This is a genomic window from Bifidobacterium pullorum subsp. saeculare, assembly GCF_016899725.1.
GTDB classification, from domain to species: domain Bacteria; phylum Actinomycetota; class Actinomycetes; order Actinomycetales; family Bifidobacteriaceae; genus Bifidobacterium; species Bifidobacterium pullorum_C.
The window spans coordinates 20,725-36,058 of record NZ_JACLYU010000002.1 but is presented as its reverse complement, the minus strand read 5'-3'; the positions used below and the strand labels follow the sequence as shown (position 1 = coordinate 36,058).

Here is a 15,334-nt window from a genome sequence, read left to right as displayed (position 1 = left end):
TGCGATGGCCCAGGATTATGATTCCCCCCGCAACAAGGACGAGGACGAGGAGTCGCTGCAGGCCCTGGGCAAGGGGGCGCAGAACTCCTCCAGCGACATCGACGACGATGAGAACGCCATCGCCGAGGACTATGAGCTGCCCGGCGCGGACCTGAGCAACGAGGACTCCTCCGTCACCGTCATCCCGATGCAGGGCGATGAGTTCATCTGCTCCGAATGCTTCCTGGTCAAGCACCGCAGCCAGCTGGCCTACATGACCGACGACGGCCAGCCCGTGTGCCAGGAATGCGCGGCCTGATGACCGTCGACACCGCATACAACGAGCCCGAGAACACCGAGGTGCTGGTCAAGGCGGTGGACCCCGCCCAGCCGGCATGCCTCGCCGAGCTGCACTACGCCCACGCTGGCGACGCCGGCGCCGACCTCAAGGCTGCCGAACGCGTGGAGCTCAAGCCCTTCGAGCGTGCGCTCGTGCCCACCGGCGTGGCCATCGCATTGCCCGCCGGCTATGTGGGTCTGGTCCATCCGCGCAGCGGTCTGGCCGCCAAGCAGGGCGTCACCGTGCTCAACGCGCCCGGCACCATCGACGCCGGCTACCGCGGCGAGATCAAGGTGCCGCTGATCAACCTCGACCCCGAGCACACCGTGCGCTTCGAGGTCGGCGACCGCATCGCCCAGCTCGTCATCCAGCGCTATGTCGAGGCGAGGTTCGTCCCCGCCACGGCGCTGCCCGGCTCCGACCGCGCCGAACGCGGCTTCGGCTCCACCGGAGTGAGCGCCGCCTGAGCGCACGGGACGGCGCACGGGCCACGCTCGCGGCGCGGTAGGATGAAACCATTCACGACGGCGAGGGAGGTTGCGATGGCAGGGAGCAAGGAGGAGTTCGATTCCGCGCGCAAGCTGGGGTGCGAGATCGGTGTCGATCCCGTCAACCCGCTGCTGCCGATCATGCAGGCGTGCCGCGCCCACCATCCGGACGAGGACCTGTCGATTCTGGAGCGCGCCTACCGCCGCGCCGTCATCCAGCATTCCCCGCAGCGGCGCAAGTCCGGCGAGCCGTACATCATCCACCCGCTGGCCGTCGCGCAGATCCTCGCCGACCTGGGCATGGGCCCGCTCGTGGTGGCCGCCGGCCTGCTGCACGACACAGTGGAGGACACCGACTACACGCTCGACGAATGCCGCGCCGAGTTCGGCGACACCGTCACCGGCCTGGTGGACGGGGTGACCAAGCTCACCAAGATGGACGTCGGCGACTCCGCGCAGGCCGAGACGATCCGCAAGATGGTCGTGGCGATGAGCCGCGATGTGCGCGTGCTCGTCGTCAAACTGGCCGACCGCGTGCACAACGCCCGCACCTGGCGGTACGTGAAGACCACCTCCGCCCAGAAGAAGGCGCGCGAGACGCTGGACGTGTACGCCCCGCTGGCCAACCGCTTGGGCATGAACGCCATCAAAACCGAGCTGGAGGAGCTCAGCTTCAAGGTCCTCTACCCGAAGATCTACGACGAGATCGTGGTGCTCGTCGCCCGCCGGGCAGGCCAGCGGGACGTGTACCTGGCGCAGATCATCGCCGAGATCAACGAGGACCTCGACGATCAGCACATCAAGGCCTATGTGACCGGCCGGCCCAAGGACTACTTCTCCATCTACCAGAAGATGATCGTGCGCGGCCACGATTTCGCCAACATCTACGACCTGGTGGGCGTGCGCATCATCGTCGACACGATCCAGGACTGCTACGCGGCGCTCGGCGCCGTGCACGCGCGGTGGAACCCGGTGCCCGGCCGGTTCAAGGACTACATCGCGATGCCCAAGCTCAACATGTACCAGTCGCTGCACACTACGGTGGTGGGCCCCGGCGGCAAGCCCGTGGAGATTCAGATCCGCACCTGGGACATGCACCGGCGCGCCGAATTCGGCATCGCCGCCCACTGGAAGTACAAGGAGAACGGCCAGGCCGGCCGCGCGTTGAGCTCGCCGGACAAGGCCGACCGCAAGCGCGAGGGCTCCGAGTACCAGGAGCTTTCCGAGGCGGACAACCTCAAGTGGATCCAGCAGCTCGCCGACTGGACGAGCGAGACGCCGGACTCCGACGAGTTCCTCGGCTCCCTCAAGGAGGACCTGGGCGCGGCCGAGGTGTACGTGTTCACGCCGAAAGGCAAGATCGTCTCCCTGCCGGCGGACGCCACGCCCGTGGACTTCGCATACGCCGTGCACACCGAGGTCGGCCACCGCACGATGGGCGCCCGCGTCAACGGCCGCCTCGTGCCATTGGACACGAAGCTCGACAACGGCGACACCGTGGAGATCCTCACCTCCAAGTCCGACACCGCCGGCCCCTCGCGCGACTGGCTGAGCTTCGTCAAAAGCCCGAAGGCCCGCAACAAGATCCGCCAGTGGTTCTCCAAGGAACGCCGCAGCGAGGCCATCGAGGAAGGCCGCGACGACCTGACCCGCGCGATGCGCAAGCGCAGCCTGCCCGTCGCCGCGCTGACCACCCCCGAGGCGCTGCTCGGCGTGGCCGTGGACCTCAACTTCCCGAACGCGGACGCGCTGTTCGCCGCCATCGGCGAAGGCCAGGTGTCCACGCAGAACGTCATCTCGCATCTGGTCAAGGAGGCTGGCCGCGACGAGGTGGACGAGGAGGTGGAGCAGGAGGCGCTGCCTCTCAAGCAGGTGGAGCGTTCGAAGAAGAAGACCACCGCCTCCCTGGGCATCTCCGTCAAGGGCGTGGGCGACGTGTGGGTGAAGCTGGCGCGCTGCTGCACGCCCGTGCCCGGCGACCGGATCATCGGCTTCATCACCCGCAACGAGGGCGTCTCCGTGCACCGGGCCGACTGCCAGAACATGATCAACCTCAAGGAGCGCCAGCCCGACCGCGTGGTCGACGTGCAGTGGACGAGCACCAAGGGCACGTTCATGGTCAAGATCCAGGTCGAGGCGCTCGACCGGCGCAATCTGCTGAGCGACGTGACGCGCGTGCTCTCGGACCATGGGGTGAACATCATCTCCGGCTCGATCTCCACCGGCTCCGACCGCGTGGCCACCAGCCAGTTCAGCTTCGAGATGGCCGACCCGCAGCACCTCAACACGCTGCTGGCCGCCGTGCGCCGCATCGACGGCGTGTTCGACGTCTACCGCATCACCGGCGCCAAGGACTCCGCCGAGCCGCGCCTGCGCAAAATGCAGTGACCGCGCGCCATCCCGCGCCAGCATATGCGAAGGGCGGCCCGGAGGGGCCGCCCTTCATGCGTAGGGGATGGGCGCGGTGTCAGCCGAGCACTTCGACGGAAACGATGCCCGCCGGCTCCACCGGACGGTCCATCGCATCGGTGGGCAGGGCCTCGAGCTTGTCGACGACGGCCTTCGAGGCGTCGTCGGCGACCTCGCCGAAGATCGTGTGATGGCCGTCGAGCCAGGGGGTGGGCACGGTGGTGATGAAGAACTGCGAGCCGTTGGTGCCGTGGACCTTGCCGTCCATGCCACGGCGCAGACCGGCGTTCGCCATGGCCAGCAGGTAGGGACGGTCGAAGGTCAGCGTCGGCACGATCTCGTCGTCGAAGTCGTAGCCGGGGCCGCCGGTGCCAGTGCCCAGCGGGCAGCCGCCTTGGATCATGAAGTCCTTGATGATGCGGTGGAAGGTCAGGCCGTCGTAGAACGGATCGTGGCGCTTCTCGCCGGTCATCGGGTCGGTCCAGGCCTTCTCGCCGGTGGCCAGGCCCAGGAAGTTGGCGACTGTCTGCGGCGCCAGGTCGTCGAACAGGTTCAGCGTGATGTCACCCTCGGAGGTGTGCATGATGATTGTGCTCATTGTCTCAGTGTCCCATCAGTCATCGACGCCCATGGCCGCCTCGAGCCGGTCCTCGGCCTGGTCGAGCGTGTCGTCGGCCTGGTCGAGGCGCTGCTCGAGCGAGAAATACGTCGTGCGGTCGATGCTTCCCTGCATGACGGCGGCCTCGAGCCGGTCGTCGAGCTCGTCGATCTGGTGGCTGAGCGTCTCCAGCGGCGCCTTGGCCTCGACGTACGCCTTCGGCCGGTCGGCGGGGGTGGAAGGCACCGCGGCCTGCCCGGCGGTGGCGGCCGCGGCCTTGGCCTTGGCCTCGTAGTCGGCGACGGCCCGCTCCAGGTCGGCGGCGGTGCCGCCCGAGGTGGTCGCGCCGTTGTCGCCGGCGTCGTCGGGGGAGGCGGCGCCGCCGGAACCGGCGCCCTGCCTGGACTCGAGGTCGTCGAGGCGGCGCTCGATGCCATCGAGCTTGTCCAGCACGCGCTCGTCGGAGGAGGTGGAGGAGCAGCCGGCGAGTCCCGCCAGCGTGGTGAGCGCCGCAAGCGAGGCGGCGATGGTCCGTGTCGTCGTTGTCATGTCCATGGCACCAGCGTACGGGGTCCGGGCGCGACCCGCCAGTGGCCGCGCCGTGGCGGGTGCCACCGTCACAGGACGCCGAAGTGTCTCAGCGCGTTGGCCACGCCGTCATGGTCCACGTCGTCGGTCACGTAGTCGGCCGCAGCCTTGGGACCGGCGGTGGCGTTGCCCATCGCCACGCCGATGCCAGCGAAGGCGAGCATCGTCTCGTCGTTGCCGCCGTCGCCGAAAGCCATGACCTGGCCACGGTCCCAGCCGTAGCGCTCCATGAAACGACGCATGCCGCGCGGCTTGCCACCCTGCGCGGGGATGAGATCGGTGAAGTCAGGATGCCAGCGCACGCCGGCGGTGTTCGGGCACAGCGCCAGCAGCTCGGCCTCCGTGGCCGGGTCCACGTACGGGCTGATCTGGTAGAAGGCATGGTCCGCCAGACGGGGGTGCGGATCGCACAGCTCCACCTTCGGCGCGGTGCGCCCCAGCTTGGCCCAGGTGGTGCGCAGCTCGTCGGTCACCCGGTCGAAGTAGGCGCGGTCGCGCTCGCAGAAGTTGCATGCCACCGACGGATGGTCGTCGAGCCAGCGGACGATGGTCGCCACATCCGTGGGGTCCATCGCCAGCCAGTCCTCGAAGCCGGAGCCGTCGGCGCAGTACTGGCCGTTGAGGCCGACGATGCCGTCGAATTCGACCGGCAGCGCGTCGAGCACCACGCCCATGTAGACGGGGCTGCGGCCGGTGCAGATGAACACCTTGACGCCCTTGGCCCGCAGGGCGTGGATCGCGTCGATGGTGGAGGCGGGCACCTCGTGGGTGACGAAGCTGGTGAGCGTGCCGTCGATGTCGAAGAAGACGGCCTTGATGTCCGGGGTCATGCCATGGTCTGCCATGCCCCCAAGCCTACCAACGGCGCCGCGGAACGCATGGCCATGCATCGGTGTAGGGTGTCATTACAAGTGTCTTTGTTCTGGTTTGTGGCTAGAACGGTGTCACTTGCATGTCGCCGTTGCCGGCGACAGCTCCAAGGCTCACGCGGTCTTCGCCGCCGCTTGGTTCGCGTTTCACCGGGTGCCGCGTTGCCCCATCGTCATGACGGGCCCGTCTTATGCTCCCTCCGCGCGCGTTTAGGGTCTCCGGGGCACTCCCGGCGACCAGTATGTTGATGGCCGCGTTCAGGTCGCGGTCGATGACCAGTCCGCATTTCCCGCAGTGGTAGGTGCGCTCGTTGAGGGACAGTTTGGCTTTCACCGTCCCGCAGTCCGAACACTTCTTGCTGCTGGGATACCAGCGGTCGATGACGTGGAGTCTCGCCCCGGTGCGGATGGTCTTGTATTCCAGTTGGCGGCGCAGCTGGCCGAAGGAGGCATCCTGAATGGATTGGGCGAGCCGGTGGTTTCTGACCATGCCCGCCACGTTCAGGTCCTCGATGCAGATGTCCGCGTAGGTGCGGGCGAGCATCGTGGTGGCCTTGTCCAGCAGGTCCCGGCGCAGGTGGGCGACCCGGGCGTGCAGGTGGGCGACCCGGGCGTGCAGGCGGGCGACCTTGTCGCGTGCCTTGCGGCGGCGGCTGGAGCCTTTCATCCTGCGGCTCAGCGTCTTCTGCGCCTTCCTGAGTCGTCTGAGGTTCGATTTGAGCGCGTGGGGATGGTGGATGACCGTGCCGTCCGAGAGAGTGGCGAGTTCCTTCACTCCCAAGTCGATGCCGACCGCGCCGCCCTGCGGCAATGACCGCACCGTTTCGTCCGGCCGTTCGACGGTCAGGCTGGCATACCAGCGCCCGCCATGCCTCGAGACGGTCATGCGTTTGACCATTGCCCCGTCGGTCCGCTTGGCGACGTTCTCCATGCAGTGGACGCGGCCGATGCGCGGCAGTCTCAGCGCCTTCGGGTCGCCGGCGACGGGGCCGAACGAGCCGGTCGTGTACGCGAACCTCGCAGCCGCCCTGTCCTTGGCCTTGAACTTCGGGAACCCGACCCTGCGCCCCTTGCGCTGGCCCTTGCGGGACTTCGACCAGTTCGACAAAGCGGCCGCCAGCGATTCGAGTCCGTAGCTGTAGGCTTCCTTGCTGTTCTCGGGCCACCACGCCGCGCCTGTCTCCTTGTTCACGGCGAGAACGCTCTTGGCTTGGTTCCACCATCTGCGCAGCGCGTAGTGCGACCACTCGGGCTTGCCGCCCCGTTCGAGAACGTCCCTGACGTGGGCGAGTCCCGCGTTGTAGGCGAAGCGGGCCGCGCCCGCATGGGACTCCAGCATCCGCTCCTGCCGTGGCGCCGGGTCGAGCGCCACCCTCGCCGCCTCAATCATCATGCGCCGCCCTCAACGCGGCCTTTGCCCTGTCCTTCGCGCCGCGACGCCCGTACAGGCGCGCGCAGAACGAGGCCAACGCCTCGGTCATGTCCCGTTCCAGGCCCTCGTCCGACTCCGAATCGTCCACGGCCACGAGCCTGCGTCCCTGCGCCTCCAGCGCGGACTCCACCAGTCCCGCGTTCAACCGGGCCAGTCGGTCGCGCCGCTCCACGACTATCGTCGTGACGGTCGGGTCGGCAAGGATGCGGTTCAGCTTGCGACGTTTGTCGTTCATGCCCGAACCGGTCTCCATGACCACCTCCGGCCGTTCGACTCCCATATTCAACGCGAACGCCTTCAGCCGGTCGGCCTGACGCTGCAAATCATCCTTCTGGTCGGACGAGGAGACGCGCGCGTAGCACACCGTCCGACCGCCACCGGAAGGCGAGGTCCGCATGGTCTCGTAGCGCGGGTCGTGAATCAGATACATGCCGGTTGGCGTCTTCTCCACTGGCACGGGCATGGTGCCCTCCCGACACCACTTCCATACCGTCTGAGGATTCAGACCCTCGCGAGACGCCACTCTCGAACCTGCATGGAATAAGGCATAACACACAAAAACAAACCAATAGGAAGCAATCACCCAGTAGATGACCCTCGCGTTCGAAGCCGTCCGGCTGCTGCCCGACGTCATCGCCGGCGCGGACATCGTCAAGCTTGAGATCTCCACTGCCTACGCCCGCAGCGCCGAGGCGCTCGAGACCGCCATCGTGGCGCATCGGCCCGACGTCGTCATCTGCGTCGGGCAGGCCGGCGGCCGCAGCTGCGTGACCGTCGAGCAGGTCGCCATTAACCTGGCCGAGCGCCGGTTCCCCGGCGTGCGCGCCGGCTTCATCCACGTGCCCTACGAGCCCGGCCAGGCGGTCGGCAAGCCCGACGGCACCCCCTCGATGCCGCTGGAGGCCATCGCCAGGTCCCTGGAGGCCGCGATCGGCGCCGCGGTGCGCGACGACGGGGCCGAGCCCCGGGCCGCGATGGGCACCACCCACTGACGGCCCGTCCCGGGGCGGGCGGGCGACGGCGCCCGTCCACCCCGGCCCCGCTCCGCCGCCGGCGTCACCACGGCGGTACTACACTGGGGCCCCATGACCCAGATCCGATTCGCACTCGCCCAGATCGACACCTGCGTCGGCGACCTCGACGGCAACGCCGCCAAGGTCCTCGACTTCGCCCGCCGGGCCCGCGCCGACGGCGCCCAGGTCGCCGTGTTCCCCGAGATGACCCTCACCGGCTACCCGATCGAGGACCTCGCCCTGCGCCGCACCTTCCGCGCCGCCGCATGGGACCGCGCCAACCGGCTCGCCGCCGACCTCGCCGCCGAGGGCCTGGGCGGCATGTACGCCATCATCGGCACCGTGGGCACCGACCACGCCAACGCCAAGCCGCGCAACCGCCTCGTCGTCCTGCACGACGGGCGCGTGTGGGCCGGCTACGACAAGCACTTCCTACCCAACTACGGCGTCTTCGACGAATTCCGCATCTTCTCCTCCGGCGACCGCTCCGTGGTCCTCGACGTGGACGGCGCCCGGCTCGGCGTGGCCATCTGCGAGGACATCTGGCAGGACGGCGGCCCCGTCGCCGAGCTCGCCTCCCGCGGCATCGACTGCCTCGTCACCATCAACGGCAGCCCCTACGAGGAGGGCAAGACGCATGTGCGCCGCGAACTCGCCGCCAAGCGGGCCAAGGAGGTCGGCGCGCCACTCATCTACGTCAACCAGGTGGGCGGCCAGGACGACCTCGTCTTCGACGGCGGCAGCTTCGTCGTCGACGCCGACGGCACCCTGCTGGCGCAGAGCCCGATGTTCATGGAGGACCTCGCCATCTGGACCCTCGACACCGCCGCGCCCGCCGGCGGCCAGCCCAAGGGCGCCATCGCCCCTGCCCCCGACCCGGACGAGGAGGTGTACACCGCCTGCGTGCTCGGGCTCAAGGACTACATGGCCAAGAACCACTTCACCGGCGTCACCCTGGGCCTGTCCGGCGGCATCGACTCCGCGCTCGTGGCCGCGATGGCCGCCGACGCGGTGGGCGGCGAGCACGTGTGGGGCATCTCCATGCCCTCGATGTACTCCTCCGACGGCTCCAAGGACGACGCCGCCGACCTGGCGGCCAACCTGGGCGCCCACTACGACGTGCAGCCCATCGAACCGCTGTTCGACGCCTTCCAGCGCCAGCTCGAGCTCACGGGCGTGGCCGCCGAGAACCTGCAGGCGCGCATCCGCGGCGTCATCGTCATGGCGTACTCCAACGCCAAGGGCCTGCTGGCCGTGGCCACCGGCAACAAATCCGAACTCGCCTGCGGCTACTCCACGATCTACGGCGACGCGGTCGGCGGCTACGCTCCCATCAAGGACCTGCTCAAGACACGCGTCTGGCAGCTCGCCCGCTGGCGCAACAAGGCCGCGGCCGCAGGCGTGGGCATCGGGGGGCTCAAGGTCGTGGGCAACGAGGCGGGCGACCTCGGCACACCGCTGAAGCACGGGGTGATGATCCCCGTCAGCTCCATCGAGAAGGCGCCGAGCGCCGAGCTGCGCCCCGGCCAGAAGGACTCCGACTCGCTGCCGGAGTACGGGCTGCTCGACCAGGTGCTCGCCGCGTACATCGAGCATGCGCACGGGCGCGCCGACCTGCTCGCCGACGGCTTCGACGAGGCCACCGTCGACACCGTGATGCGGCTGGTCGACCGCGCCGAATGGAAGCGGCGCCAGTATCCACTGGGGCCGAAGGTCACCGCGCTCGCGTTCGGCCGCGACCGCAGACTGCCGGTGACCGACGCCTTCCGCGAGTAGACGGGCAATGTCCAAGGAGGGGAGGCCGTCATGGCCGACAAACAGTGGTATTTCAACACGGTGACGCAGCAGCCCGAGCTCGGGCCGCAGTCCCCGGTGAGCCAGCGGATGGGGCCATACCGCAGCCGCGAGGACGCGCTCGACGCATGGCGCATCGTCGAGGAGCGCAACAGCGCCTGGGATGCGCAGGACCGCGAATGGAACCGTTGGCCAAAGCCCCGTCACGACGCCGCCGGTGGTGCCGCCGGCGGCACCACCGGCGGCGTCGGCGTCGGCGGCCAAGTGTGAGCTAAGTCACGTCGTTTTGGCCCCCCGTTCCATGCCGCGTCGCTACACTTATACAGTGACGGCGACGTGAGGGTGCGCCGCTATAACGAAACCAAGGAGTGGATATGACCGCAGTTGAGTCAACCGCCGCGACCCAGGAGGAGCTGGAAGCCAAGGCGTGGGCCGGCTTCGAGGGTGGCAACTGGCAGAATGACATCGACGTTCGTGACTTCATCCAGAAGAACTTCACGCCGTACACCGGCGACGAGTCCTTCCTGGCTACGGCCACCGAGAAGACCAAGCACATGTGGAAGTATCTCGACGACAACTACCTGGCCGTCGAGCGCAAGCAGCGCGTCTACGACGTGGACACCCACACTCCGGCCGACATCGACGCTTTCCCTGCCGGCTACATCGAGTCCCCGGAGGTCGACAACGTGATCGTCGGCCTGCAGACCGATGAGCCGTGCAAGCGCGCCATGATGCCGAACGGCGGCTGGCGCATGGTCGAGCAGGCCATCAAGGAGGCCGGCAAGGAGCCCGACCCGGAGATCAAGAAGATCTTCACCCGCTACCGCAAGACCCACAACGACGGCGTCTTCGGCGTGTACACCAAGCAGATCAAGGTGGCCCGCCACAACAAGATCCTCACCGGTCTGCCGGACGCGTACGGCCGTGGCCGCATCATCGGCGACTACCGCCGCGTCGCCCTGTACGGCGTGAACAAGCTCATCGCCTTCAAGCAGCGCGACAAGGACTCCATCCCCTACCGCAACGACTTCACCGAGCCGGAGATCGAGCACTGGATCCGCTTCCGCGAGGAGCACGACGAGCAGATCAAGGCCCTCAAGAAGCTCATCAAGCTCGGCCAGGAGTACGGCCTGGACCTGTCCCGCCCGGCGCAGACCGCCCAGGAGGCCGTGCAGTGGACCTACATGGGCTACCTTGCCTCCGTCAAGAGCCAGGACGGCGCCGCCATGTCCTTCGGCCGCAACTCCGCGTTCTTCGATTGCTACATCGAGCGTGACCTCAAGAACGGCACGATCGACGAGTCCCACGCCCAGGAGCTCATCGACCAGATCGTGATGAAGCTGCGCATCGTGCGCTTCCTGCGCACCAAGGACTACGACAACATCTTCTCCGGCGACCCGTACTGGGCCACCTGGTCCGACGCCGGCTTCGCCGACGATGGCCGCCCGATGGTGACCAAGACCTCCTTCCGTCTGCTCGCCACCCTCGGCCTGGACCACCTCGGCCCCGGCCCGGAGCCGAACATCACCATCTTCTGGGATCCGAAGCTGCCGGAGGGCTACAAGAAGTTCTGCGCCAAGACCTCCATCGAGACCTCGGCCATCCAGTACGAGTCCGACAAGGAGATCCGCGGCCACTGGGGCGATGACGCCGCCATCGCCTGCTGCGTGTCCCCGATGCGCGTGGGCAAGCAGATGCAGTTCTTCGCCGCGCGCGTGAACTCCGCCAAGGCCCTGCTGTACGCCATCAACGGCGGCCGCGACGAGATGACCGGCATGCAGGTCATCGACAAGGGCGTCATCGAGCCGATCACCCCCGAGGCCGACGGCTCCCTGGACTACGAGAAGGTCAAGGCCAACTACGAGAAGGCCCTGGAGTGGCTCTCCGAGACCTACGTCGAGGCGCTGAACATCATCCATTACATGCATGACAAGTACGCGTACGAGTCCATCGAGATGGCCCTGCACGACAAGGAGGTGTACCGCACCCTGGGTTGCGGCATGTCCGGTCTGTCCATCGCCGCCGACTCGCTGTCCGCCTGCAAGTACGCCAAGGTGTACCCGATCTACAACAAGGACGCCAAGGACATGCCGGGCCACGAGTACGAGTATGTCGAGGGCGCCGACGACGACCTGGTGGTCGGCTACCGCACCGAGGGCGAGTTCCCGCTGTACGGCAACGATGACGACCGTGCCGACGACATCGCCAAGTGGGTCGTCTCCACCGTGATGGGCCAGGTCAAGCGCCTGCCCGTCTACCGTGGCGCCGTGCCGACCCAGTCCATCCTGACGATCACCTCCAACGTGGAGTACGGCAAGAACACCGGTTCCTTCCCGTCCGGCCACAAGAAGGGCACCCCGTACGCCCCGGGCGCCAACCCGGAGAACGGCATGGACTCCCACGGCATGCTGCCGTCGATGTTCTCGGTCGGCAAGATCGACTACAACGACGCCTTGGACGGCATCTCGCTGACCAACACCATCACCCCCGATGGCCTGGGCCGCGACGAGAACGAGCGCATCAACAACCTCGTGGGCATCCTGGACGCCGGCAACGGCCACGGCCTGTACCACGCAAACATCAACGTGCTGCGCAAGGAGCAGCTCGAGGATGCCGTCGAGCACCCGGAGAAGTACCCGCACCTGACCGTGCGCGTCTCCGGCTACGCGGTGAACTTCGTCAAGCTCACCAAGGAGCAGCAGCTCGACGTGATCAGCCGCACCTTCCACCAGGGAGCCGTCACCGACTGATCGGATGCGGACCGACGGTAGAACCGCATGACCGCCGGCGCTCCTGACGGGGCGCCGACACGACGACGAAAGGGGTGGGGCCACGGTCCCGCCCCTTTCGTCTATGCTCGCCATATGGGGCCGGCGAGACGCGTGAAGGCCCCTCAAGGAGGACGACGATGCCCAGCACCACCACCGCCGCAGGGCGGTTCCGCACCACCACGCCGCGCATGCTGCGCGAATCCAAGACCTACGCCAAGCAGATGCTCATGGGCGGCCTGTCCGGCTTCGAATCGCCGATCGGGCTCGACCGGCGCGACCGCATACGCGCCCTGAAAACCGGCGACATCGGCTTCGTGCACTCCTGGGACATCAACACCTCCGTGGACGGTCCGGGCACCCGCATGACCGTGTTCATGTCCGGCTGCCCGCTGCGCTGCCAGTACTGCCAGAACCCCGACACCTGGAAGATGCGCGACGGCAAGCCCGTCACCGTCGAGGACATGGTCAAGAAGGTCGCCCGCTACCAGGACCTCTTCAAAGCCACCGGCGGCGGCATCACGTTCTCCGGCGGCGAGTCGATGATGCAGCCCGCCTTCGTCTCCCGCGTGTTCCGCGCCGCCCGCGAGATGGGCGTGCACACCTGCCTGGACACCTCCGGCTTCCTCAACCGCAACTACACCGACGAGATGATCGAGGACATCGACCTGTGCCTGCTCGACGTCAAGTCCGGCGACGAGGAGACCTACCACAAGGTGACCGGCGGCATGCTCGCCCCCACCATCGAGTTCGGCAAGCGCCTCGACAAGGCCGGCAAGAAGATCTGGGTGCGCTTCGTGCTCGTGCCCGGGCTGACCGACGCCGAGGAGAACGTCGAGAACGTGGCCAGGATCTGCGAGGAGTTCGGCGGTGCCATCGAGCATATCGACGTGCTCGGCTTCCACCAGCTCGGCCGCCCCAAGTGGCACGAGCTCGGCATCCCGTACCCGCTGGAGGACTGCAAGGGGCCCAGCGCCAAGCTGCGCGAACGCGTCGTCAAGCAGTTCGAGGCCCACGGCTTCAAGGTGTACTGACCGCGGAACCGGGCCGAAGCGCCCCGAGGCTGTGTCGGTGCCACACGGCGGCCCCTCGCCGCCGTACGCTGGAAGACATGGCTGAGATCTTCGCTATCCCGGCCGCCGGGCCAGAGACGTCCCGGGCCGGAGCGCCCGGCGCGATGCAGGGCCGGCCGCCGGACACCCCCGACGACGTGTGGGAGGCGGTGGAGTCGGTGCGTGCGATGGCACGCGAGCCCGGCGTCACCTACCACGAGATGCCCGTGCCCGCCACGCTGGCGCCGCACGGCATCGGCGTGCATCTGGAAAGCGGGGAGGACGACGGCGCCGACGACGGCCTGGCGTCGGGATGGATCATGCTGCTGCGCGCCGACGAACCCCGGTTCGACTGGGGCGGCCGCTGGCGGTGCGTCGCCTACGCCCGCCTGCCCATGCCCGGCGGCGACGGCGCCGGGCCCGTGCCCGCCGCCGTCTGGGACGAGGTGACCAAGCGGCTCGACGAGGCGGGGGCCGCGGCCATCGGCGGCACCATCACCATCGTCAGGGACGCCGCCTTCGGCGCGCTCGAACGGCGCGGCGAAGGGACCGGCGTGGAGGTTCGGGTCTCCTGGACGCCGTTTGACGACCCCCTTGGCCACAATGGGCTCGATGCCGGCGCCCAGGTGGCCATGTGGGCCCGGTTCATCCGATCGACCGTCCGTTTCGAGGAGAACGACCCCATTGACTGACGAACCCCGTCTCCAAGCCGAACCACGTGGGGGAGTGCCCGACGTCATCGACACCTTGCCCGGATTCCACGCCGCCTGCGACGCCCTGGCCGCGGCCGGCGGCTCCCTGGCCGCCGACGCCGAACGTGCCTCCGGCTTCCGCTACGGGCACGAGGATTGGCTGGTGCAGTTCAAACGCGAGGGAGCGGGCATCCTGCTGTTCGACCCCATCGCCCTGGGACAGGCCGGCGCGGACTGGCAGGAGTTCAACCATGCCGTCGGCGACGCCACCTGGATCATCCACGACGCGATGATGGACCTGCCCGGCTTCGCCGACCTGGGGATGCGCCCCATGCGCCTGTTCGACACGGAGATCGCCGCCCGCCTGCTCGGCATGCACCGCTTCGGCCTGGCCGCCGTGACCGAGCATTACCTGGGCGTCACGCTCGCCAAGGAGCATTCCGCCGCCGACTGGTCGTACCGGCCGCTGCCGCGCGACTGGCGCAACTACGCCGCGCTCGACGTCGAGCTGCTCATCGAGCTGGAGGCGGCGATGCGCGCGGACCTCAAGGCCCACGGCAAGCAGGAGTGGGCCGAGGAGGAGTTCGCCCACGTCCTTGCCGCCGGCACCGGCCCCAGGCCCGAGCGGCATCCGGTGCCGTGGATGCGCATCAGCCACATCACCGCCCTCGGCCGCGACCGGCGCGGCCTGGCCGTGGCCAAGGCGCTGTGGGAGAAACGCGACGAGCTGGCGCGCGAGCACGACATCGCCCCCGGACTGCTGCTGTCCGACGCCGCCATCGTCGAGGCAGCGCAGAGGAAGCCGCGCAACGCGCGCGAGTTCCGCGCCATCCGCTCCCTCAACGAGCGCGTGCGCATGCACACCGGCGGCGAGCAGGACAAGATGTTCGAACGCTACGCGCCCATCCAACGCTCCATCAAACCCAGCGTGTGGAAGGAGACGATCCAGCGGGCGCTGGCGCTGCCGGACTCCGGGCTGCCCACGCTGCCGCGTTCCGGCGGACGCAACGAGAACGAGGGCAACGCGCCCAAATCCATGCGCATCTGGCAGACCCGGCATCCCGCCCGCTACAAGCGGCTCGAGCGGGTGCGCCGCGCCATCAACCGCATCGCCGAGGACACCCGCACCCCGGCCGACGTCCTCATCCGTCCGCAGATCGTGCGCAACCTGTGCTGGCAGGAGGACGCGCAGGGGCTGGACGTGGCCTCGTTCCTCGCCTCCCAGGGCGCGCGCGACTGGCAGGTGAGACTGATCAGCGCGTCCGTGGCCCGAGCTATGGTGTGAAAGTTGCCTTTGGGCAGAACCATAGGA

Annotated in this window: 14 protein-coding genes and 1 pseudogene; 10 read left to right on the top strand and 5 right to left on the bottom strand. The window is 68.1% G+C overall.

Annotation, left to right across the window (positions count from 1 at the left end; translation table 11 throughout):
- Positions 1 to 4: 4 nt before the first annotated feature.
- The 3 genes from H7U32_RS01560 to H7U32_RS01550 all read left to right on the top strand — a co-directional run bounded on the left by H7U32_RS01560 (position 5) and on the right by H7U32_RS01550 (position 3,195).
- Complete coding sequence (locus H7U32_RS01560) at positions 5 to 298, top strand: DUF4193 domain-containing protein (RefSeq protein ID WP_204467453.1); 294 nt, start codon at positions 5 to 7, stop codon at positions 296 to 298.
- Positions 298 to 786 (top strand): dUTP diphosphatase, encoded by a 489-nt coding sequence (dut, locus tag H7U32_RS01555; RefSeq protein WP_204467451.1) that lies wholly within the window; start codon positions 298 to 300, stop codon positions 784 to 786. Before H7U32_RS01560 ends, dut begins: the two co-directional genes overlap by 1 nt.
- Positions 787 to 861: 75 nt before the next feature.
- Positions 862 to 3,195, top strand: coding sequence for a RelA/SpoT family protein (locus H7U32_RS01550; RefSeq protein WP_204467449.1), 2,334 nt, complete (start codon positions 862 to 864; stop codon positions 3,193 to 3,195).
- 79 nt (positions 3,196 to 3,274) lie between these two features.
- Here H7U32_RS01550 and H7U32_RS01545 read toward each other — a convergent pair whose 3' ends face one another.
- The 5 genes and pseudogenes from H7U32_RS01545 to H7U32_RS01525 all read right to left on the bottom strand — a co-directional run bounded on the left by H7U32_RS01545 (position 3,275) and on the right by H7U32_RS01525 (position 7,240).
- Positions 3,275 to 3,814, bottom strand: coding sequence for a peptidylprolyl isomerase (locus H7U32_RS01545; RefSeq protein ID WP_204467447.1), 540 nt, complete (start codon positions 3,812 to 3,814; stop codon positions 3,275 to 3,277).
- A 15-nt stretch (positions 3,815 to 3,829) separates the two neighbouring features.
- Positions 3,830 to 4,369: a hypothetical protein gene (locus H7U32_RS01540; protein ID WP_204467445.1), complete on the bottom strand. Its 540-nt coding sequence runs from the start codon at positions 4,367 to 4,369 to the stop codon at positions 3,830 to 3,832.
- A gap of 62 nt (positions 4,370 to 4,431) precedes the next feature.
- Complete coding sequence (locus H7U32_RS01535) at positions 4,432 to 5,247, bottom strand: Cof-type HAD-IIB family hydrolase (RefSeq protein WP_204467443.1); 816 nt, start codon at positions 5,245 to 5,247, stop codon at positions 4,432 to 4,434.
- 88 nt (positions 5,248 to 5,335) lie between these two features.
- A complete protein-coding gene (gene tnpB / locus H7U32_RS01530; RefSeq protein WP_204467742.1) occupies positions 5,336 to 6,661 on the bottom strand; it encodes an IS607 family element RNA-guided endonuclease TnpB in 1,326 nt (441 codons plus the stop codon).
- Positions 6,654 to 7,240, bottom strand: a pseudogene (locus H7U32_RS01525) (IS607 family transposase). Before H7U32_RS01525 ends, tnpB begins: the two are co-directional and overlap by 8 nt.
- A gap of 53 nt (positions 7,241 to 7,293) precedes the next feature.
- Between H7U32_RS01525 and H7U32_RS01520 the strand changes: the two are divergent.
- From H7U32_RS01520 to H7U32_RS01490, 7 genes are all read left to right on the top strand, one after another.
- Positions 7,294 to 7,695: a pyroglutamyl-peptidase I family protein gene (locus tag H7U32_RS01520; RefSeq protein ID WP_204467441.1), complete on the top strand. Its 402-nt coding sequence runs from the start codon at positions 7,294 to 7,296 to the stop codon at positions 7,693 to 7,695.
- A gap of 93 nt (positions 7,696 to 7,788) precedes the next feature.
- Positions 7,789 to 9,492 carry an NAD+ synthase gene (locus H7U32_RS01515; protein ID WP_204467439.1) on the top strand — a complete coding sequence of 568 codons (1,704 nt, stop codon included), beginning with the start codon at positions 7,789 to 7,791 and terminating at the stop codon, positions 9,490 to 9,492.
- Between the two features lie 30 nt (positions 9,493 to 9,522).
- A complete protein-coding gene (locus H7U32_RS01510) occupies positions 9,523 to 9,780 on the top strand; it encodes a hypothetical protein (protein ID WP_204467437.1) in 258 nt (85 codons plus the stop codon).
- Between the two features lie 104 nt (positions 9,781 to 9,884).
- Entirely contained in the window at positions 9,885 to 12,260 is a 2,376-nt protein-coding gene (gene pflB / locus H7U32_RS01505; RefSeq protein ID WP_204467435.1) for a formate C-acetyltransferase, read from the top strand.
- Positions 12,261 to 12,418: 158 nt separating this feature from the next.
- Positions 12,419 to 13,312 carry a pyruvate formate-lyase-activating protein gene (gene pflA / locus H7U32_RS01500; protein WP_204467433.1) on the top strand — a complete coding sequence of 298 codons (894 nt, stop codon included), beginning with the start codon at positions 12,419 to 12,421 and terminating at the stop codon, positions 13,310 to 13,312.
- 77 nt (positions 13,313 to 13,389) lie between these two features.
- On the top strand, positions 13,390 to 14,022 hold the full coding sequence (locus H7U32_RS01495; RefSeq protein ID WP_204467431.1) for a DUF3000 family protein: 633 nt from the start codon (positions 13,390 to 13,392) through the stop codon (positions 14,020 to 14,022).
- On the top strand, positions 14,015 to 15,307 hold the full coding sequence (locus H7U32_RS01490) for an HRDC domain-containing protein (protein WP_239457413.1): 1,293 nt from the start codon (positions 14,015 to 14,017) through the stop codon (positions 15,305 to 15,307). The genes H7U32_RS01495 and H7U32_RS01490 overlap by 8 nt, the downstream gene beginning before the upstream one ends.
- Positions 15,308 to 15,334: the final 27 nt, after the last annotated feature.

Bases quoted from the DNA above. Each gene is read 5' to 3' on its own strand.
- H7U32_RS01560 (WP_204467453.1), top strand. From the start codon at position 5: ATGGCCCAGGATTATGATTCCCCCCGCAACAAGGACGAGGACGAGGAG.
- dut (WP_204467451.1), top strand. From the start codon at position 298: ATGACCGTCGACACCGCATACAACGAGCCCGAGAACACCGAGGTGCTG.
- H7U32_RS01550 (WP_204467449.1), top strand. From the start codon at position 862: ATGGCAGGGAGCAAGGAGGAGTTCGATTCCGCGCGCAAGCTGGGGTGC.
- H7U32_RS01545 (WP_204467447.1), bottom strand. From the start codon at position 3,814: ATGAGCACAATCATCATGCACACCTCCGAGGGTGACATCACGCTGAAC.
- H7U32_RS01540 (WP_204467445.1), bottom strand. From the start codon at position 4,369: ATGGACATGACAACGACGACACGGACCATCGCCGCCTCGCTTGCGGCG.
- H7U32_RS01535 (WP_204467443.1), bottom strand. From the start codon at position 5,247: ATGGCAGACCATGGCATGACCCCGGACATCAAGGCCGTCTTCTTCGAC.
- tnpB (WP_204467742.1), bottom strand. From the start codon at position 6,661: ATGATTGAGGCGGCGAGGGTGGCGCTCGACCCGGCGCCACGGCAGGAG.
- H7U32_RS01520 (WP_204467441.1), top strand. From the start codon at position 7,294: ATGACCCTCGCGTTCGAAGCCGTCCGGCTGCTGCCCGACGTCATCGCC.
- H7U32_RS01515 (WP_204467439.1), top strand. From the start codon at position 7,789: ATGACCCAGATCCGATTCGCACTCGCCCAGATCGACACCTGCGTCGGC.
- H7U32_RS01510 (WP_204467437.1), top strand. From the start codon at position 9,523: ATGGCCGACAAACAGTGGTATTTCAACACGGTGACGCAGCAGCCCGAG.
- pflB (WP_204467435.1), top strand. From the start codon at position 9,885: ATGACCGCAGTTGAGTCAACCGCCGCGACCCAGGAGGAGCTGGAAGCC.
- pflA (WP_204467433.1), top strand. From the start codon at position 12,419: ATGCCCAGCACCACCACCGCCGCAGGGCGGTTCCGCACCACCACGCCG.
- H7U32_RS01495 (WP_204467431.1), top strand. From the start codon at position 13,390: ATGGCTGAGATCTTCGCTATCCCGGCCGCCGGGCCAGAGACGTCCCGG.